Source organism: Pseudochelatococcus contaminans (genome assembly GCF_014195635.1).
Taxonomy (GTDB): Bacteria; Pseudomonadota; Alphaproteobacteria; order Rhizobiales; family Beijerinckiaceae; genus Pseudochelatococcus; species Pseudochelatococcus contaminans.
The window spans coordinates 1-19,346 of sequence record NZ_JACICC010000009.1 but is presented as its reverse complement, the minus strand read 5'-3'; the positions used below and the strand labels follow the sequence as shown (position 1 = coordinate 19,346).

The window sequence follows — 19,346 nt, the reverse complement described above, 5'->3', positions numbered from 1 at the left end:
GTCAGACGAGCCTGTTGCCGAGTGCGTCGACAACCTTCTCGCCGTCCTCTTTGGTGAACGCGCCGCGTTGCGGGGGAAGCAGGTCGAGCACCGCTTCCGAAGGGCGGCAGAGCCGCACGCCCTGCGGGCTGACGACGATCGGACGATTGATGAGGATCGGATGCTTTTCGATCGCATCGAGCAGTTGGTCGTCGCTCAGCGCTGGGTCATCGAGGCCCAGTTCCGCATAGGGCGTGCCTTTCTCCCGCAGGATATCGCGCACCGTCAGCCCCATGCGCGCGATGAGCTGGACGAGCAGCGCGCGCGACGGCGGCGTCTTCAGGTACTCGATCACATGGGGCTCGATGCCTGCATTGCGGATCATGGCAAGCGTGTTGCGCGAGGTGCCGCAGTCGGGGTTGTGGTAGATGATCACGTCCATGGCTGACCTCATGCGATATCAGCGCGGAAATCGGTCGCACCTTCGATGCGACCGATTTCCGTCACTTTGGCCTTGAGCGATGTGCGGTCGAGACTCTCGATCGGCAGTGCGGCAAAAATGGAGATCCGGTTCTTCAGATAGCGAAGCGCCGTCACGAAAGCGGTCCGCTTCTCGATGTCGGTTCCCTCAACTGCAACCGGATCCTCGATGCCCCAATGGGCGGTCATCGGCTGTCCGGGCCAGACGGGGCAGACTTCGCCGGCAGCGTTGTCACAGACCGTGAATACGAAATCCATCACCGGAGCGTCGGGCTGACCAAACTCGTCCCAACTCTTCGAATGCAATCCCTCGGTCGGGTACTCGAAGCTCTCCAGCGTCTCCAACGTCAAGGGATGCACGTCGCCCCTTGGATGACTGCCCGCCGAGAAGGCATGGAAACGGCCTTCCCCATCCTTGTTCAGGATGCTTTCGGCGACGATGGAACGGGCGGAATTGCCGGTGCAAAGAAAGAGAACGTTGAATACACGGACTTGCAAGGACGGCTCAAGCATGGGCGTTTTCCCCAGTAGTTGAAAGGCAGCAGGAGGACAGGGCCGAGATGGCTGGCGTACACACCTCCGGATGGCCCTGGCAGCAATCGCGCATGAGAAACTGGATGAGGCTGGAAAGCGCCGGATAGACGGCGCTGTAGATGATCAGCCGCCCCCCCCGGCGAGACCGGGCGAGACCGGCATGTTCGAGGTGGCTGAGGTGAAACGACAGGCGCGAGGAGGACGCGCCTCCCAGCGCCTCGCCGATGGCCCCTGCGGGCATACCCTCGGGACCGGCAGCCACTAGCAACCGGACGATACGCAGCCGCGTCTCCTGCGAAAGGGCGCCGAAAGCATCGAGGGCTTGCTTTTCTTCCATTGTTCCACGCCTCAATTAATGTTGAGATATTGGGTAGCAAATGCGCGGGATCGAAGCAAGGGAAATCCCTTCGGTAAGTGCATGAGAAGCGATTCGTAGCGGAAGTTTTACCTGCTGGCGGTGGGGAGCGGGGCGCGCTGCATCATGGCTACAGCAACCGAAATGAATGGCAATCAGGTCGATGCATAAAGCCACATTATTTCTGGAAATCCAGATTTCCAGAAAAATGGCAATTTGTTATGTTATTGTCGTCATTCGCGAGCAGGAGTCTCCCGCAGCCACGAAATCGGAATGCAGCAGCAAATCGGAACCTCTGACGGAGTTATCATGCCTCGACTCTTCATTATCGGCGGAAGCGATGCCGGCATTAGCGCCGCCCTTCGAGCACGCGAACTCGCTCTAGATTGGCATGTCACAATTGCCACTGCAGACCGTTATCCGAACTTCAGCATTTGTGGCATCCCGTACTTCCTCAGCGGTGAGGTGGAAGAAGCTACCAACCTTGCTCACCGCAAGGCTGCCGACATCGAAGCGCTCGGCGTCGAGCTGCTGCTGGACCATGCGGTGGAAGGCATCGATCCTGCCAGTCATCAGGTGACGACCCGGGACAGCAGCGGACGCATAGTCGAACACCGTTATGACAAGCTTGTCATCGGCACAGGAGCGACATCGATACGGCCGCCGCTTCCCGGCCTTGATCTGCCGGGAGTTTTCCTGCTGCGATGGATGGACGACACTTTCGCCTTCGAGAAGCACCTGGAGGAAGCCAAGCCGCGGAGCATCGCCATTATCGGCGGAGGCTATATTGGGCTTGAAATGTCCGAGGCGCTTACGCGGCGCGGCATTGACGTCACGGTGGTGGAAATGGCGCCGAGCGTCATGACGACAATCGACTCCGACCTGGGGCAGAAAGTCGGTGAGGAACTCCGGCGCAATGGAATTCACATCGCCGCTGGTCAGGCTATTTCGTCGATTTCGCGGGATGGCGTGGGACTGCGCCTGGATGGCCCGAACGGCTTCTCGCTGCCGACGGACATGGTTCTTGTCGCCGTCGGCGCCCGGCCGGAAACGGGGCTTGCGGAGGCGGCAGGCATCACCCTCGGGTTCAAGAAAGCCCTGCAGGTGAACCGGCGGATGGAGACCAACATCCTTGATGTTTATGCGGCGGGCGACTGCGTCGAAACATGGCATCGGATCACCCGGGCGAACGCCTACTTGCCTCTCGGAACGACCGCGCACAAACAAGGCAGGATTGCCGGCGAGAACGCAGTCGGCGGCGACCGGCAGTTCGAAGGCAGTCTCGGCACCCAGTCGGTTCGCCTGTTCGAGTCCGTCGTCGCACGCACCGGCTTTCACGACCGGGACGCGGCAAACGCCGGATTTGATCCGCTTTCCGTCGACTCCGTCGTATGGGATCACAAGGTCTACTACCCCGGCGCCAGGGAGATGACGATCCGGGTGACGGGCGACCGTTCGACACAGAGACTGCTCGGAGCGCAGATCATCGGGCACTACGGGACCGAGGTTTCCAAGCGCATCGACATATTTGCGGCCGCCATTCATCACGGGATGAGCGTCGAGGCGGCAAGCGATCTTGACCTCAGCTACACCCCGCCCTTGAGCAGCCCGTGGGATCCGGTCCAGATGGCAACCCAAGCATGGAGTGCCGCCCTTCGCAGCGGATGAAAATGACACGTCGTCAAAGTCTTTTTGAGCAGGCGTATTACGCAACCGAAGCTGCCTCGACCGTTGGAGAGGCAATTGTAAGCCTGTCAAAAATCTACAACATCGATTTTGTAACATATCACTTCGCCCAGACCATTATCGATTCAGTAGACTCCCCGTTCGTCCGGACTAATTATCCTGATGAATGGGTTTCACGTTACTTGTTGAATGGGTATGTCAAGGTTGATCCAATTGTAAAGGAGGGATTTTTACGACAATTACCGTTCCACTGGCGCGAAATCGAAATTCCACCTGACGCCTATGATTTTTTTCAAGATGCACAACGTCACGGAATCGGAGAGAATGGATTTTCAATACCTATTGTTGATAAAGTACGACGTCGCGCCTTGCTATCGATGAATAGTATGAAGGCGCCATCCATCTGGAACAGAACAGTAAATCGCCATAAGGAAGAATGGGTGGAGCTTGCATTACTCGTTCACCAGAAGGCCGTCCTTGAGCTGTATGGTGAACGAGATCCTGCACCGTCTTTGAGCCCGCGCGAACTGGAATGCCTTCATTGGACAGCACTTGGCAAAGGATACAAGGAAATCGCGCTCATACTTGGCATATCCGATCATACAGCGCGGAGTTACCTGAAATCAGCACGAATCAAGCTTGGATGCGTGACAATTTCATCTGCCGCGACGCTCGCATTGCATCTGCGCCTCATTACTTTGTGATCCTATACCCTCATATGAGGGTACTCATATGAGGGAATTTCATCGCGAACTTTCATACTGCATTGTTTATCCACCAATCACCGGTTGGAGGATATGATGTTTATTGTCATCCAGAAGAATGAATACAATAAATACGCCCACCTTATCGATCAATCATTCCGTCTTAGAAAAAGGATATTTGTCGATCAACTGAGATGGAAAGTGGAGGTTACAGGTCCATACGAGCGCGACAGTTACGATAATCTTGGGCCTGCCTATCTCATTTGGTGCGACGAACAAGCCGATCATCTCTACGGTAGCGTGCGCCTGTTACCGACGACCGGTCCGACTCTTCTATATGACGTATTTCGGTCGACCTTCCCTGACATCTCCCTTATCGGACCCGGGATCTGGGAAGGGACAAGAATGTGTGTTGATGAAACTGCAATTCTCGCCGATTTTCCGGACCTCGATCCGAGACGCGCTTTCAGCATGCTACTTCTGGCGCTATGTGAGTGTGCACTTCATTACGGAATACATACCCTAATTTCGAACTACGAGCCCCACATGCGGAGAATCTACCGACGCGCGGGCCTCAAGTTCGATGAGATCGGGCATGCGAACGGTTTCGGCCGTTTTCCGGTGTGTTGCGGCGTATTCGAAGTGTCAGCAGCAACAAGGCATCGGATGAGGCAAGCGCTCAAGCTTTCAGATTCGCTCTACGCACCCCAGCCGGTCATCCGCAGTTACAATGCCGGTCAAAGCTCGCTGGCAATGCACGACGAGCTGACTTAGGCGCTGACCCATTTCGGGGGCGTGCAATAACTTGTCAAGCGGGCGGTGTCGTATATCCCCTGACAGCCAGCCGTTGATACTGAGGTCGTAAAAGGACAGCAGTTGCACGCGATCGTTTGTTTCTCGAAAGGACTGAATCGTTCTCCAAACGAATTGAGTATCGAATCAGCTCAACAGTTCGTTCTCGAGAGCTATGTTTCGCGAGCCTCGAACGCCCGCTTGCATGGCCATCCACTATTGTAGAGGCTGAAGATGTGGACGAAGCACTCGGACATCGAAGTACGTCATCTCCGATATGTTATCGCGGCAGCCGAACATGGAAGCTTTCGGCTGGCTGCCGCAGCCATAGGTGTGCAAGTGTCAGCAGTGAGCCGACGCATTCGGGATGTAGAGGATAACATTGGTGCTGCGCTATTCATCAGGCAGTCGAATGGGGTACGTCTGACATACGCCGGTGAGCTTTTCCTACAACGGGCGAGGCGCGCCATGAAGCATATCAAATCTGCGGGAAAAGATGTCGCGTCTGCAGGCCAGGGAGATGAAGGAAGGATACACGTTGGAATTTCAGTGTCCCTTGCTTCAAATTTTATGACAAGCTTAATCGAAAATTATACTAATAGTCATCCGAAAGTGCGCCTTGAGTTCATTGAAGGCACTCCGTTAGAGCACATCCAAGCCATACGCACACATCAGTTGGATGTCGCATTTCTTACTGGATCACCGCATGTCAGCGGCTGCGAGACTAGGCAGCTATGGAGCGAACAGGTTTTTGTTGCAATGCCCGAGGATGACAACCTAGCTGTGCATGAAAGCATCACTTGGAGAGAACTGCAAGGGCGGCGGTTTGTAGTTTGCGAGACGTGGCCAGGCCCTGAAATCCATGATTTTCTAATAAAACACCTGTCGGAACCGGGGCATCAACCATCAGTTAAGGTGCAGGCGGTTTATCGAGACAACCTCATGCAAATGGTCGCTAGTGGTGGAAATCTGACTCTGGTCAGCGAGGCGGCTACCGCAATGCTTTTTCCGGGCGTGCTATATCGCCAACTTGCAAGCGAGACGGTTCCGTTTTGCACAGTATGGTCGCCGACAAACGACAATCCCGCATGCCGGCGCCTTCTCAGCCTTGCCCGCACTCTCTCAGACGAACAGATTGCCACTGGTAAGTAGCTCCTACCTCGGCCGTGCTAGTATTCTTGTATCATGATGCGCAGGATATTGCAGGATCTCTATTCAGAGGATCGTTTCGCCCTGCTGAATCCCTTGTCAGTGGCCATGAACTGCTGAAGCATTGGGACGATGAGCTTCGCCGGATCATACGGCGCAACCTCACCGGCGTTTCGGGCGAGAATTTCGGCATACACTACAAGGTCTCGATGGAGTGATGCGGGCAACTCCACCGTGACCTTCACGGGTTTGTCGTCGGCGAGGGGACCAAGTTTCAGTTTCGCCATGATCAGCCCCTGTAGGGTTCGAGGACAAGATCGCGGGTAACGACCACGCGGACGGGGAAGCCGGGCCTGATCGTCAGCGTCGGCGCGACATTGAGTTGGCGGCGGACGATTTCCTGACCGGCATCGTTGATCGTGTCCTGTGCGCCGTTACGTATGGCTCGAAGCAGCCTGTCATCGTCGTCGACGGCCAGTTCCGTCCCGACCGCGAGCAGGGTCGAAAGACCGGCGGCCTTGGCGATGTCCCACCAATGGTAATCGACGCCATCCTCAAGCCCCGCGTAGCCCTGCGTGTCGGCGCCGGGCTGGCGTTCCAGCACGATGGAGCGGCCGTTGGGCAGGATGATCCGGTTCCAGACGAGCAGGACGCGGCGCTGCCCGAAGCCGACGTCGTTGCTGTATTCGCCGATCAGGCGAGCGCCCTGGGGCACGAGCAGGATATTGCCGGTCGGGCTATCGTAGATGTTTTCGGTTATCTGGGCGGTGATCTGGCCGGGAAGATCGGAGCGGATGCCGGTGATGAGCGCGGCCGGGATGACTGAACCTGCCTGAAGCACATAGGGCGATGCCGGGGGGGCGACGCGATCGGGGGCGACCGTGCGTCGATCGACAGCCGCATTGAGGAAGGCCAATTGCCGATCCTGCGCGGTGGGTATTCCGGTCTGGCCGGCAAGGCCGAGTCCGGCGAAGCTCGGGTTCGCACCGCCGGCGAGCGTGCCGGTGGCCGCACCTGGACGGGCCTCGGTCTGGAAGAAGACACGGCTCAGGCGTGCGGCCTCTTCCTCGGCAAGCCGCCGCTGTTCCGCCTGATCGACGGCGGGGGTCGTCATGGGTGGCGGAGCGACGGGCTGGCCCCGGTTCTGTGCGTCGAGGATCGGCCCGCCCAGGTCTCCCGGCAGCGGCGGCCCGAGCACAGGGCCGGTATAATCGCGCGGCAGGCCGGCAAGACCATCGGCCGTTGGCCTATTCTCTGTGGAATAGAGTTCCTCGCCGCCGGCTCCGGGATCGCGGGTCTGGAGAGCATAGATCAGCGCTCCGCCGATGCCGAGGCCGGCGACGACGCCAAGGCCGGCCAGCACCTTGCGCGACAGGCGGGTGACGCGCGGCGCTTCGGCGCGCAGGCGCATGGCGGAGGCTGAATCGCTTGCGGCGCCGGTCAGCGGCACGCTGTCTTCTGGCGTGTTCTCGGTATCGCTCATGACGCGGGCCTCCCGTCGGTGCGCACGATCCTGACGGTCTGCTGGCGCTCGCCACTGCCGAGGCGCAGCTCAGCGGCCGCGAAGATGCGATCGACGATCAGGATATTCTGGTGGATACGGCTGTTGACGATCTGCGCCTCGCCCTCCGGGCCGAGGACGAACAGGGGCGGAAGCTCCCCCTGCGCGATGCCGCGCGGGAAAACGATATAGACTCGGCGGCCGTCGTCATAGACCGCGACCGGCCGCCAGGGCGGCGTGGCGCCCGTGAGGTTGTAGCGGTAGTTACGCGCCGCGGCGGCTGGAATGATCGGGGTGGCGGGCGCTGCCTGACGCTGGGACGCGGGAGGCGTCGGGTAGGCCCAGGCGATGGCCGGCATGTAGGGGGTCTCGCCCGAGCGCAGCTCGATCATGTAGGTGCGCCGGTCAGTAGTGATAACCAGATTGGTCGAGATGTCGGCGCGCGTCGGTTTGACCAGCACATGCACGCGACGGGTCACGCCCGAACCGCTCTCGGTGTCGCCGATGATCCAGCGAGCGGTGTCGCCGGCCGCGATCGGGCCGGCACCGGTCAGGTTTTCCCCCGGCTCAAGCGCGATATTGGTGATCTGGCCGGGCGCCGCATAGACCTGATACAGTGCGCCTTCGCTCCACGGGTAGATCTGAATGGAATTGTAATAACCCTCGCGGCGCGGCTCGACACGGGCGGCGGCATTAGCGTTGGTGACGCGGCCGGCCGGGGTGCTTGCGGCATTGCCGCCCCGGCTCGGCGTCCAGGCGGGCGGAACATGCAAGGGGCGCGGCCGCTCGTCGGTGACGGCGGCGGGCACGGCCGGCAAAGGTGGCACGTCCGCGTCGTAGCTGATCTGCGGCGGCTTGTAGGTCGCGCAACCGGCCAGCATGGATGCGGAAAGAAGGACAACCGCGATCGCGGATTTGCGTAAAGCCGGAAATGCGGATTGGCGGAACATCGCGCTCATTGGCCCAACTCCCGCGACCAGTTGATGGCGTTGACGTAGATTCCCAAGGGATTCGTCCGGAGCCGCTCGGTATCGCGCGGGGTCTGGATCACGATGGTCAGGATCGCGGTCCAGCGCTCGGTTCGGGAGAGCTGGCCGTTCTCGTAATGGCGTTCCGTCCAGGCGATCCTGAACGAATCCGGCGAGGCGCGGATGACGCTGGAGACCTCGACGGCAACCTGCTGGCGACCGACCTTCGTGAACGGATCGTTGGCGCGGGCATAGTCGTTGAGCGCTGCCGCCCCGCGATCCGTGGTCCATTCATAGGCCCGGAGCCAGTTCTGGCGGACGATGATGGCGTCGGCCGGGATGGCGCGGACCTGCTCGATGAAGCGGCCGAGATGCCAGGCGATCTGCGGATCGGTCGGGCGGTAGTCGGCCGTGGCGGGGGCGACGGTCTGCGCCTGGCCGAGCCGATCGACCTGAACCACCCAGGGCACGACAGTCCCGTGCGCCGACTGCCAGACAAGGGCTGCGGCGAAGCCGGCGGACAGGATCAGGCTGCCGAAGGCCATGTATCGCCAGTTGCGGGCCTGAACCCGCGCCGATCCGATGCGGTCGTCCCAAGCCTGTGCTGCACGCTGATAAGGTGTTTCCGGTTCAGGTGTCTTGCCGTAATGCGCGGCGGGTCGTTTGAAGAAGCTCATGAGCGGTCGCTTTCGGAGAGATTGACGGAGGAGCCGGAGCCATGGCTGTCGCCGGAACGGACGGCATGGGCGGCAGAGCTGATGCCGTGGCTGATCGCCTGACTGCGCCGCATACGTTGCGCCCAGGCGGGCGGGCCATCAGCGGGCGCCGGGGAAGCAGGGGATGCACCGGCTGCGCTGGCGACGGTGCCCATGGTCGAGGTGCCGCCCGTCGCGCTGAACCCTGCCTTCGCGCCATCGAAGAAGCTGGATTTGACACTTTCCGCGGCACGGCTTGCTGCGCGCTTCAGGGGCGAGACGGCCGCCGATCCGGCCGCGCGCGCAACGCCGCCGAGACCGGAGGCGACACCGGCTGCACCGGATTGGCCCATGGAACCGAGACTGTAGGCGGTCGACGTCGCACCGGCGGCAGCCGCACCGCCCCGGACGGCCGCAGCTCCACCGGAGAGTGCGGCCGCTCCACCTTTTGCGGCGAGCATGGTTGCGCCACCGGCCGCGACGGCCGCCCCGCCGACCGCAAGGCCGGTGCCGACGGCCGCGCCAGCGCCAAGCTGAGGGCCTCCGGAAACGATGCCGTTCGCAATTCCTGGCCCGAATATTCCCAATCCGACCAGCGACAGGGCGGCCAGCACGATCGCCATGGCGTCGTCAATGGTCGGCGTCGCGCCACCGGAGCCAGCGGTGAACTGCGAAAACAGTGTCGAGCCGATTCCTATGATTACGGCCAGCACCAGAACCTTGATGCCCGAGGAGATCACGTTCCCCAGGACTCTTTCGGCCATGAAAGCCGTTTTCCCGAAGAGGCCAAACGGAATCAACACGAATCCGGCGAGAGTGGTGAGCTTGAACTCAATTAAACTGACAAATAGTTGGATCGCCAGAATAAAGAAGGCCAACAAGACCAAGGCCCAGGCGAATAACAAGCAAGCGATCTGGATGAAATTCTCGAAGAACGCGATCCATCCCATCAAATCGCTGATGGATTCCAGCAGTGGCCGTCCGGCGTCGAGGCCGACCTGCGCCACCTTTCCGGGGCGCATGAGGTCAGCGACCGAGAAGCTGGTGCCCGAGCCTTTGAGGCCAAGGCTGGCGAAGCTCTCGAAGACGATGCGGGCGAGATTCGACCAGTTGCCGATGATGTAGGCGAACATGCCGACGAACAGGGTTTTCTTCACCAGCCGGGCGATGATATCGTCATCCGCGCCCCAGGCCCAGAACAACGAGGCTAAGGTGACGTCGACGACGATCAGGGTGGTGGCGATGAAGGCGACTTCTCCGCCAAGCAGGCCGAAGCCGGAGTCTATGTGGGATGTGAAAACCCCGAGAAACGAGTCGATTACGCCGGTGCCGCCCATCGGATCACTGTCCTTCCGCGGTCTGTGGTGCGGCGGGTGCAGAGGCCCGGCCGAGGAAGCGGTCGCGGCTCTCGGCCCAGACGCGCAGGCATTCGGGGTCGCTTGCGGCCGCTTCGCCGAGACGCTGGCACCGACGCTGCTTCTCGCGCAGTGGATCGCGCGCTGGTTCGGCGGAAACGGCCGAGCGGGGCGTCGGCGGCTCCTCCGTGCGGGTCATCTCGATCGCCGTGGCGGTGATGGCGATGGCGACGAACACGACCGCCGCGAGCCGGGCCAGCATCTTGCCGTCCATAGGCGCCCCTCCGTCGGTCAATTGCCGTTGTTGAACATCTGCGCATTGCCTGGCTGATACCCGCTGCCCGGCGTTAGGAAGCGGCGGCGCTGCTCGCGGCCCTGTTCGGCGGCGGCGGTGCGTTCGGCCTCGGTGAGCGCTTCGGCGCGGCCATTGGCCGAAATCAGCGCGATCAGGTCGGAAAGCTGTTGCGCCTGAAGGGCCAACAATTGATTGCCGGCCTGAGTGGCTTGCAGCGCTCCGGTTGCGCCTTGGCTCTGGCCGACGAGCGCATACATCTCGGCGCGGTTGGTCTCGATGTTGCCCACGACGCCGGCCTGAACGCGGAGAGCGTCTCGAAGGCCGCCGACCGTGTTCTGCCAGCGCGAGCGGGCGTCGGCGACGAGCTGCTGTTGGCTCGTCGTCAGCGAGACGTTGCCATATTGCTGCTGGAACGCCTGGTCGATCTGCTGGACGTCGAAGGCGATATTCTGCGCCTGCTGCAGAAGCTGCTGTGTGCGCTGAACGGACTGCTGGAGCTGCTGGAGCGAGGAATATGGCAGGCTCGCCAGATTGCGGGCCTGGTTGATGAGCGATTGCGCCTCGTTCTGAAGCGACTGGATTTGGTTGTTGATCTGCTCCAGCGATCTCGCGGCCGACAGGACATTCTCGATGTAATTCCTCGGATCGAACACGATCCAGGCAGCGGAAGCCGGCGGCGCCAGAACCAGCGAAGCCGGGCCTGAGAGGGCAAGAAAAGATGCGGCAAGCAAGGCCGCGCGGGAATGACGGGTTTTCATGATGAAGTCTCCTTGTCGGGCTGGGGGATGAGATTTGCGAGGTCGGGAATGAGGTCCGCGGCCCAGTCGACGCCGCGCAGGCGAAGCCAGGCGGCTAGGAAGCCGTCCCGGCCGTGCTCGGCGAAGACGCGGGCGATGGCGGACTGGTCGGATTTCGAGGAGGCGGCCGTGAGCGCCAGCCCGACTTCGGACAGGCCCAGCTCGAACAGACGATTCCCGCTGCGGCTCTGGCAGTAGTAGTCTTTCTTCGGCGCGGCCCGCGCGAGGATCTCGATCTGCCGTGCGTTCAAGCCAAATCGCTGATAGATGGCGGTGATCTGCGGTTCGACGGCACGCTCGTTCGGAAGAAGAAGCCGTGTCAGGCAACTTTCGATGATCGCGGGGGCGATGGCAGAATTGTCGATGTCGGACAGCGACTGCGTGGCGAAGATGACCGATGCATTCTTCTTGCGCAGGGTTTTCAGCCATTCCCGCAACTGTCCGGAAAAGGCTTCGTCGTCCAGCGCCAACCAGCCCTCATCGATGATGAGCAAGGTCGGCGAGCCGTCGAGCCGGTCGCCGATGCGGTGGAACAGATAGGACAGGACGGCCGGCGCGGCGCCTGTGCCGACTAGCCCCTCGATCTCGAACGCCTGCACCGACGCACTGCCGAGGTGTTCGGTTTCGGCATCGAGCAGGCGGCCGTAGGGACCGCCGACGCAATACGGGCGCAAGGCTTGTTTCAGGTCGTTCGATTGCAGCAGCACCGTCAGGCCGGTGATGGTGCGTTCCTCGACCGGCGCCGAAGCGAGAGAGGTCAGCGCCGTCCAGATATGTTCCTTGACATCCGGCGTGATCGCGATGTTCTCGCGGGTCAGGATGGAGACGATCCAGTCGGCCGCCCAAGCGCGTTCCGGAACATCATGGATGCGCGCAAGCGGCTGGAGCGAAACGGAAAATGCGTCTCCCTCGGTGAGATCACCTCCAAGATCATGCCAGTCGCCGCCCATGGCGAGGGCTGCGGCCCGGATCGAGCCCCCGAAATCGAAAGCGAAAACCTGGCTCCGCTCATAGCGCCTGAACTGGAGCGCCATGCAGGCGAGCAACACACTTTTGCCCGATCCGGTCGGGCCGACAACAAGCGTATGCCCGACATCGCCGACGTGAATGGAAAGCCGGAACGGGGTGCTTCCTTCGGTCTTGCCAAAGAGCAAGGGCGGCGCACCGAGATGGCTGTCCCGTTCCGGCCCCGCCCACACGGCACTGAGGGGGATCATGTGGGCGAGATTGAGCGTCGAGATCGGTGGCTGACGGACATTGGCGTAAACATGCCCCGGCAGTGAGCCGAGCCAGGCATCGACCGCATTGATGGTTTCCGGCATCGCCGTGAAATCGCGGCTCTGAACTGTCTTTTCGACAAGGCGGAGCTTTTCGTCTGCCAGACGGGGATTGGTGTCCCAGACGGCGATTGTCGCCGTGACATAGGCCATGCCGGCATAGTCGGCGCCGAGTTCCTGAAGCGCGATGTCCGCATCGGCCGCCTTGTTCGCGGCATCGGTATCCACGAGGACGGACGCCTCGTTGGTCATCACTTCTTTTAAGATGGCGGCGATCGACTTGCGTTTCGCAAACCACTGGCGACGGATGCGGGTGAGCAGCCGGATGGCGTCGGTCTTGTCCAGCAGGATCGCGCGCGTCGACCAGCGATAGGGAAAGGCGAGCTTGTTCAGCTCATCGAGGATGCCGGGCGTGGTTGCGGTCGGAAAACCGACAATCGTGAGAATGCGCAGATGCGTGTTGCCGAGGCGCGGCTCCAGCCCGCCAGTCAGAGACTGATCGGCCAGGAGGGCATCGAGATACATCGGCGTCTCGGGAACGCGGACGCGGTGCCGGTTGGTGGAAATGGTTGAGTGTAGGTAGGTCAGCGTCTCGCTATCGTCGAGCCAGTGGCATTCCGGCATGAAGCCGTCGAGCAGCGCCAGCACGCGATCGGTGCGATCCGTGAAGCCGCGCAGGGCCTCGAACGGATCGACGCCGCCTTGCTCGCGGCCCTCGTAGAGCCAGCTTTCGGCGCGGGCAGCATCTTCGGCTGGTGGCAGCCAGGCGAAGGTCAGGAAGTAGCTGGATATATAGTGCGTGCCGGCTTCCTCGAAATCGGCCTTCCTCTCTGCATCGACCAGCGCCGACGCGGCATCGGGAAAACGACTGTCCGGGTAGCTCGCGGCCTCGTAGCGCTGCGCCTCGACAAAGAGGCTCCAGCCGGAACCTAGACGGCGCACGGCATTGTTGATGCGGCCGGCCGTGCCGACCAACTCGGCGGCGACGGCGCTGTCGAGATCAGGCCCGCGGAACCGCGCGGTGCGCTGGAAGCTGCCGTCCTTGTTCAGAACAACGCCCCCGCCGACCAGCGCGGCCCAAGGCAGATAGTCGGCCAGCCGTGCGTTGCGATTGCGGTATTCGGCAAGGTTCATCATCGACAGACTCCTTCAGACCGTGAGGTGGCCGGGGATGCGCAGGTGTCGCCTTCCCACTTCCACGAACAGCGGATCGCGCTTCGCGGCCCAGACTGCCGCGAAATGACCGATGGCCCAGATGGCGAGGCCGACCAGCCAGAGGCGCAGGCCGAGGCCCACAGCCCCGGCGAGCGTGCCGTTCATGATGGCGATGGAGCGCGGGGCGCCGCCGAGCAGGATGTGTTCGGTCAGCGCGCGGTGAACCGACACCGTGAAGCCCGGCACCTCGTCGAGTTGTTCGAGACCGCCCGCCATCAGACCAGCGCCCCGCCACCGAACGAAAAGAACGACAGGAAGAAGCTTGAAGCGGCGAAGGCGATGCTGAGACCGAACACGATCTGGATCAGCCGCCGGAAGCCGCCGGAGCTGTCGCCGAAGGCCAGCGTCAGGCCGGTGACGATAATGATGATGACGGCGATGATCTTGGCGACCGGCCCTTCGATTGACTGAAGGATGGATTGCAGCGGCGCCTCCCACGGCATGGATGAGCCGGAGGCATGGGCCGCCGGCGCGAACATGAGGCTGACGGTCATGGCGGTCGCGGCCGTCGCCATGGCGTTGCAGCCGCACGAAAGGGTTCGAATCATGATTGTTCTCCATTGGGGTTTGCGGGTGGGATCGCGGGGGCGATGCGGTAGTCGGCGTCCGGCCCGAGCCCTTCTACGCGGGCGAGTTCGGAGAGCCGGCGCGCGGGGCCGCGACCGGATAGCACGGCAACGATGTCGATGGTGTCGGCGATGAGCGTCTTCGGGACGGTAACGACGGCTTCCTGGACGAGTTGTTCCAGCCGGCGCAGGGCGCCGATCGCCGTGCTGGCGTGGATGGTGCCGATACCGCCGGGATGGCCGGTGCCCCAGAGTTTCAGCAATTGAAGGGCTTCGGACCCACGCACCTCGCCAACGATGATGCGGTCGGGCCGGAGACGCATGGAGCGGCGGGAGAGATAGAGAAGATCGGCGATAAAGTCCTTGGTGCGCATAGGCACCTTGTTTTCGGATCGGGATTGCAGCTCACGCATATCCTCGACGATGAGAAGGCGGTCGGGGCTTTTGGCAACCTCGTCCAGAAGTGCATTGACCAATGTCGTCTTGCCGGTGCTGGTTCCGCCGGCGACGAGGATGTTGGCGTGGCCGACTATGGCTCCCCGCAGCGTCTCTGCCTGATCCGCCGACATGATGCCGGCGGCAACGTAGTCGTCGAGGCTGAACACGGCGACCGCTGGCTTGCGGATCGCGAAAGCGGGAGCGGTCACTACTGGAGGCAACAGCCCCTCGAAGCGTTCGCCAGTTTCCGGCAACTCGGCCGAAAGCCCTGGCGCTCCGGAGTGAACCTCCGCACCAACGTGGTGGGCGACCAAACGGATGATGCGTTCGCCGTCAGACGGGGACAGACGCTCGCCCGTGTCGGACATCCCTCCCGACAGGCGGTCGATCCACAACCGGCCGTCGGGATTGAGCATCACCTCGGCAACGTCCGGGTCGTCCAGAAACCGGACAATGGCGAGGCCGAGTGCGGTGCGCAGCATCCGCACGCTGCGAGCCAAGCCTTCCGAATTGTGATGCGAACCTGCCATCCGATCCCCGTTCCTGGCCGGGGAAGATCAGACAGTCCCCGGACGGGGATGATTAAAAGAGCCGTAAATTCGACCTATTCAACAAGTATTTAGCGTCGTAGTGGCATGGCGTGCAAATACAGGAGAACGGCGGAGTTGCGATCTCCTTGACCTCACCGGAGTGGTCACTATTCGCCCTGTGCGTCTGCGCCCGAAGCGACCTGACCGTCCGATGAGTCGACAATGTCCTCGCTGATTTCCTGCCGCAACTTTGGCCCCTGCGCGAGCCTGCGGCCGAGCGCGGTTACGAAGGCTTCGTAACGCTCTCCAGCCTTGGCGCGCGCAGCCTGCGCAGCGGGTTCGGGCAATGCCGGTGTAGTGGTGAGCCAGAAGCGGATGAAGACCGCCAGGGTTTCCACCGAGATGCCGAGATCGCGCTCCATCCGGGTCATCCTGCGGTCGAGCTGGTCGAGGCGTTTGGCGATTACCGCCTCGCGTCGCTCGGCGTCGTCCGGTGACAGGAACGACGCGATCGCGGCCTCGGCGATCTGGGAAAGCGATTGCTCCCGGCGTGCGGCGTAGTCTGACAGCATCGTCATCACGTCCGGGTCGAGATAGACGGAAATCTGGGCCTTCTTCTTTCGTCCGGTCATGGCGCTCACAGCTCCATGCCGTCATTGGGATCGAGCGAAACTTGCCGTGCGACGCCGTGCATGAGGCGCGTCAGACGCCGGTTTCGGGTGGCCGCCTCCTCCATGTCGTCGGGTGGATCGATCCCGAACTCGTTCTCGATCGGCGCCTTCTTCTCCACCGGCTTCACCCGATTAAGCTCCGGCTGATGGCGACGCTCGGATTCTGTCGGGTCTTCATTTTCCGCGGCCGAGCCTGCTGGAGCCTCCCCACTTTCCGGGCGAACTGGGATCGGCAAACGGCTCCAGTCGTCGGGGCGCGGTTCACCGGGACGGGTGAGTTCTGGTGGCGGCAAGACCCGCTCCTGAAACTGCGGATCCTCGAAGTATCGCGCCTTTTTCGCCTTGATCGGCGGCGTTCCGGCGACCATGACGATCTCGTCTGATGGCGGCAGTTGCATCACTTCGCCGGGGGTGAGCAATGGCCGGGCAGTCTCCGAGCGCGAGACCATCAGATGCCCGAGCCAAGGCGACAGACGGTGCCCGGCGTAGTTCTTCATCGCCTTCATCTCGGTGGCGGTGCCGAGCGCATCGCTCACCCTTCTCGCCGTCCTTTCGTCATTGGTTGCGAACGAGACCCTGACATGGCAGTTGTCCAGGATGCTGTTGTTCGGGCCGTAGGCGCGCTCGATTTGGTTGAGGCTCTGGGCGATCAAAAAGGACTTGAGGCCATAACCGGCCATGAAGGCCAAGGCGGACTCGAAGAAATCCAGCCGGCCCAGGGCCGGGAACTCGTCGAGCATGAGCAACAACCTGTGCCGCCCGGCCCTCGCCTGCAAGTCCTCGGTCAGGCGCCGGCCGACTTGATTAAGGATCAAGCGAATGAGAGGTTTTGTCCGGTTGATGTCGCTCGGAGGCACGACAAGGTAGAGCGTCGCCGGACGTTTGCCGCCCACGATGTCGGTGATCCGCCAGTCGCAGCGGCGTGTCACTTGTGCGACGACGGGATCGCGGTACAACCCCAAAAATGACATCGCGGTCGAGAGCACACCGCTGCGCTCGTTGTCGCTCTTGTTCAGCAGTTCGCGCGCGGCGCTGGCGATGACCGGGTGAGGACCGGCTTCGCCCAGATGCGCCGTCTTCATCATCGCGGCGAGTGTCGACTCGATCGGGCGCTTCGGGTCGGAGAGGAAAGCGGCGACGCCGGCCAGGGTCTTGTCCTCTTCGGCGTAGAGAACGTGGAGAATGGCGCCGACCAACAAGGCATGGGATGTCTTTTCCCAGTGATTTCTTTTTTCCAGGCTTCCCTCCGGATCGACGAGGATGTCGGCAATGTTCTGAACATCACGCACCTCCCATTCGCCGCGGCGGACTTCGAGCAACGGATTGTAGGCGGAAGATCGCGTGTTCGTCGGATCGAACAGCAGGACGCGGCCGTGCCGGGCACGGTAGCCGGCGGTGATCTGCCAGTTCTCACCCTTGATGTCATGGACAATGGCAGAGCCCGGCCAGGTCAGCAGTGAGGGCACGACGAGGCCTACACCTTTGCCGCTCCTGGTCGGCGCAAAGCACAGCACATGCTCAGGCCCGTCATGGCGAAGATATTCGCGCTCGTATCGACCGAGCACGACGCCATCGGGATCGAGCAGCCCGGCGTCTTTGACCTCGACTGTCTCGGCCCAACGCGCGGAGCCGTAGGTGGCGACGTTCTTCGCTTCCCGCGCGCGCCAGACGGACATGCCGATGGCGACGGCAATGGCGATGAATCCACCGGATGCAGCGATGATCCCGCCGCTGGCGAAAACCTCCGGCGCATAGGCATCGTAGAAATACCACCAGACATAGATCGCCGGCGGGTAATAGACGGGCATCCCGAACAGCTTGAACCACGGCTCGCCAAGTTGCGTCTGAAAGCCAAGGCTCCAGCCGACATATTGCGTGGCGCCCCAGGTGGTCAGGAGAATGATGAGGAAGACAATTATGATCTGCCCCCAGAGGATTTTCGTCGCGGACATGGCGATGGTCCTTTCTTGGGAATTGAGAGTTAGAGGCCGAGCCCCCGCTTGCGGCCGAAGCTCCAGTCGACGCCGCCGTCGCTGCGGGCGACGCCAGAGACATGGCGGCCGAGTTGCTGTTCGAGGGAGGGCGACCAGGGAACGAGCTGAAAGCCGAGGCCGTTGTCGATCATGGCGAAGCGGCCGGAGGCGAGCGTGAATCGCTGCCGATAGGTGCCGGCGACATACTCGCCACCGCCGGCACGGTTGAACGCCGTGCCGGTCTGCGCGGCGAGCGTCTCGCCGAGTGCATCCAATTCGCGGCGGCGCAGGGTGTCGATCAGCCGTCTGGCAAAAACGATGCGCCGGCCCTGGCGCTCGGCCAGCCCTTCACCGACCAGATGATCGGCCCTCTGTTCCATGGCCTGACGCACTTCGGCGCCGAAGCCGGTCTCGGAGAGCGCCAGCGGTTCGCGCGCCACAGCCTGCCGGTCGAGCCATGTGGCGCCCGAGGCCGTGATTTGGCGATCGATGTCGAGATCCGAACGGACGGAGAGCGCAATGCGGCGTTCGCCGTGTGCATCTTCATAGGCGCGCAGTTCGACGATCGAACCGGGCGGACTGTCGCCGGCGGCGTCGAGATGCGGCAACTTGATATGATGGCTGCGGCCGTCCACCCCGTCGACGACGGCGTAGGCCGTTCCCTTCAGCTCATCGTCGAGACCGCGCTCGACCAGGCGGCCGATGACCGGCGCATCGAGACTCTCGGCCGCCAGGACAAATTGCGCCGACCCGCGTTCGATGCCGCGTTCGGTGAGCGCATGGTGCATACGCTTGATGATGTCGCCCCGCTCGCCGAGTTCCCTCAGCACCGTCTCGGCTTCGGGCTTGATGAACCATTGCGAATGGCCGACCTGTCCGGCCAGCCCAAGGATTTCGAGGGTACGCAGCCTGCCGACCTTCAGCGCGTGGAACTCGTCGGGCTGGCGGTCGGCGTGCGGGGCAAGATCTATGATGCCGACTTTACCTGCATCGCGGACAAGCTGCCGATCGAGTTGCGTCCAGCGTTCCGCCTCGACCTGCCTTTCGATGGTGCGGCGGATGTCGAGGTCGGTACGCGGTCCCAACTCTTGCGTGATGAGATCGCGCGCGCGATCGCGCATCCCCTCCTTGACGTAGTCACGGGAAATGACGAGATCCTGGCCGTCGTCGTGCACGCCGCGCACGATCAGATGGACATGCGGATGCGCGGTGTTCCAGTGATCGACGGCCACCCAGTCGAGCCGGGTGCCGAGATCATGTTCCATCTGGCGCACGAGATCGCGGGTGAAGGTGTTGGTTTCCACGCGGAACTGAGCCGGTTTTTCCACCGAGAAGTGAGCCACCTCTGAGTATGGTTTTCTGATCAGGCTTTGGTCAATGGGTTGT

Annotated in this window: 21 protein-coding genes and 1 pseudogene; 5 read left to right on the top strand and 17 right to left on the bottom strand. The window is 62.0% G+C overall.

Going from position 1 to position 19,346, the window contains the following annotated elements; genetic code table 11:
• Window position 1 precedes the first annotated feature (1 nt).
• From arsC to FHS81_RS14810, 3 genes are read right to left on the bottom strand one after another with little or no spacing between them, the layout of a single operon-like run.
• Window positions 2–421 (bottom strand): arsenate reductase (glutaredoxin), encoded by a 420-nt coding sequence (gene arsC / locus FHS81_RS14820; protein ID WP_183754317.1) that lies wholly within the window; start codon window positions 419–421, stop codon window positions 2–4.
• An 8-nt stretch (window positions 422–429) separates the two neighbouring features.
• Window positions 430–972, bottom strand: coding sequence for an arsenate reductase ArsC (locus FHS81_RS14815; protein ID WP_183754315.1), 543 nt, complete (start codon window positions 970–972; stop codon window positions 430–432).
• Window positions 965–1,330 carry an ArsR/SmtB family transcription factor gene (locus FHS81_RS14810; protein ID WP_183754313.1) on the bottom strand — a complete coding sequence of 122 codons (366 nt, stop codon included), beginning with the start codon at window positions 1,328–1,330 and terminating at the stop codon, window positions 965–967. The genes FHS81_RS14815 and FHS81_RS14810 overlap by 8 nt, the downstream gene beginning before the upstream one ends.
• A gap of 291 nt (window positions 1,331–1,621) precedes the next feature.
• Between FHS81_RS14810 and FHS81_RS14805 the strand changes: the two genes are divergently transcribed.
• The 5 genes and pseudogenes from FHS81_RS14805 (at window position 1,622) to FHS81_RS14790 (ending at window position 5,682) form a co-directional block, all read left to right on the top strand.
• Entirely contained in the window at window positions 1,622–3,016 is a 1,395-nt protein-coding gene (locus FHS81_RS14805; RefSeq protein ID WP_246375048.1) for an FAD-dependent oxidoreductase, read from the top strand.
• Window positions 3,013–3,738: a helix-turn-helix transcriptional regulator gene (locus tag FHS81_RS14800; protein ID WP_183754311.1), complete on the top strand. Its 726-nt coding sequence runs from the start codon at window positions 3,013–3,015 to the stop codon at window positions 3,736–3,738. Before FHS81_RS14805 ends, FHS81_RS14800 begins: the two co-directional genes overlap by 4 nt.
• Window positions 3,739–3,834: 96 nt before the next feature.
• Complete coding sequence (locus tag FHS81_RS14795; protein ID WP_183754309.1) at window positions 3,835–4,512, top strand: acyl-homoserine-lactone synthase; 678 nt, start codon at window positions 3,835–3,837, stop codon at window positions 4,510–4,512.
• Between the two features lie 252 nt (window positions 4,513–4,764).
• Window positions 4,765–4,959: pseudogene (locus tag FHS81_RS19020) on the top strand (helix-turn-helix domain-containing protein); the annotation flags it as partial.
• Between the two features lie 39 nt (window positions 4,960–4,998).
• Entirely contained in the window at window positions 4,999–5,682 is a 684-nt protein-coding gene (locus FHS81_RS14790; RefSeq protein WP_246375052.1) for a LysR family substrate-binding domain-containing protein, read from the top strand.
• 59 nt (window positions 5,683–5,741) lie between these two features.
• On the opposite strand, the gene FHS81_RS14785 is transcribed toward FHS81_RS14790, so the two are convergent.
• The 14 genes from FHS81_RS14785 to FHS81_RS14720 form a co-directional block, all read right to left on the bottom strand.
• A complete protein-coding gene (locus FHS81_RS14785) occupies window positions 5,742–5,966 on the bottom strand; it encodes a DUF2274 domain-containing protein (RefSeq protein WP_183754304.1) in 225 nt (74 codons plus the stop codon).
• A gap of 2 nt (window positions 5,967–5,968) precedes the next feature.
• Window positions 5,969–7,162, bottom strand: coding sequence for a TraB/TrbI/VirB10 family type IV secretion system protein (locus FHS81_RS14780; protein WP_183754302.1), 1,194 nt, complete (start codon window positions 7,160–7,162; stop codon window positions 5,969–5,971).
• On the bottom strand, window positions 7,159–8,139 hold the full coding sequence (gene trbG / locus FHS81_RS14775) for a P-type conjugative transfer protein TrbG (RefSeq protein WP_183754300.1): 981 nt from the start codon (window positions 8,137–8,139) through the stop codon (window positions 7,159–7,161). The genes FHS81_RS14780 and trbG overlap by 4 nt, the downstream gene beginning before the upstream one ends.
• A complete protein-coding gene (gene trbF, locus FHS81_RS14770) occupies window positions 8,136–8,825 on the bottom strand; it encodes a conjugal transfer protein TrbF (RefSeq protein WP_183754297.1) in 690 nt (229 codons plus the stop codon). Before trbF ends, trbG begins: the two co-directional genes overlap by 4 nt.
• Window positions 8,822–10,180: a P-type conjugative transfer protein TrbL gene (gene trbL / locus FHS81_RS14765; RefSeq protein ID WP_183754296.1), complete on the bottom strand. Its 1,359-nt coding sequence runs from the start codon at window positions 10,178–10,180 to the stop codon at window positions 8,822–8,824. Before trbL ends, trbF begins: the two co-directional genes overlap by 4 nt.
• Before the next feature lie 4 nt (window positions 10,181–10,184).
• The gene (gene trbK-alt / locus FHS81_RS14760) at window positions 10,185–10,472 is read right to left on the bottom strand and encodes a putative entry exclusion protein TrbK-alt (protein ID WP_183754295.1); all 288 of its coding nucleotides are present in this window, start codon (window positions 10,470–10,472) and stop codon (window positions 10,185–10,187) included.
• A 17-nt stretch (window positions 10,473–10,489) separates the two neighbouring features.
• Window positions 10,490–11,251, bottom strand: a complete 762-nt coding sequence (trbJ, locus tag FHS81_RS14755) for a P-type conjugative transfer protein TrbJ (protein ID WP_183754294.1) — start codon at window positions 11,249–11,251, stop codon at window positions 10,490–10,492.
• Window positions 11,248–13,704 (bottom strand): conjugal transfer protein TrbE, encoded by a 2,457-nt coding sequence (trbE, locus tag FHS81_RS14750; protein WP_183754293.1) that lies wholly within the window; start codon window positions 13,702–13,704, stop codon window positions 11,248–11,250. The genes trbJ and trbE overlap by 4 nt, the downstream gene beginning before the upstream one ends.
• Window positions 13,705–13,716: 12 nt before the next feature.
• Window positions 13,717–13,998 (bottom strand): VirB3 family type IV secretion system protein, encoded by a 282-nt coding sequence (locus FHS81_RS14745; protein ID WP_183754292.1) that lies wholly within the window; start codon window positions 13,996–13,998, stop codon window positions 13,717–13,719.
• Window positions 13,998–14,330 carry a TrbC/VirB2 family type IV secretion system protein gene (locus tag FHS81_RS14740; protein WP_183754290.1) on the bottom strand — a complete coding sequence of 111 codons (333 nt, stop codon included), beginning with the start codon at window positions 14,328–14,330 and terminating at the stop codon, window positions 13,998–14,000. The genes FHS81_RS14745 and FHS81_RS14740 overlap by 1 nt, the downstream gene beginning before the upstream one ends.
• Complete coding sequence (gene trbB, locus FHS81_RS14735) at window positions 14,327–15,316, bottom strand: P-type conjugative transfer ATPase TrbB (protein WP_183754288.1); 990 nt, start codon at window positions 15,314–15,316, stop codon at window positions 14,327–14,329. Before trbB ends, FHS81_RS14740 begins: the two co-directional genes overlap by 4 nt.
• A 167-nt stretch (window positions 15,317–15,483) precedes the next feature.
• Window positions 15,484–15,948, bottom strand: a complete 465-nt coding sequence (locus FHS81_RS14730) for a CopG family transcriptional regulator (protein WP_183754286.1) — start codon at window positions 15,946–15,948, stop codon at window positions 15,484–15,486.
• A 5-nt stretch (window positions 15,949–15,953) separates the two neighbouring features.
• Window positions 15,954–17,939, bottom strand: coding sequence for a conjugal transfer protein TraG (locus tag FHS81_RS14725; protein WP_183754284.1), 1,986 nt, complete (start codon window positions 17,937–17,939; stop codon window positions 15,954–15,956).
• A 29-nt stretch (window positions 17,940–17,968) separates the two neighbouring features.
• Window positions 17,969–19,346: relaxase/mobilization nuclease domain-containing protein (locus tag FHS81_RS14720; RefSeq protein WP_183754282.1), on the bottom strand; the 1,378-nt coding region annotated here is incomplete at its 5' end.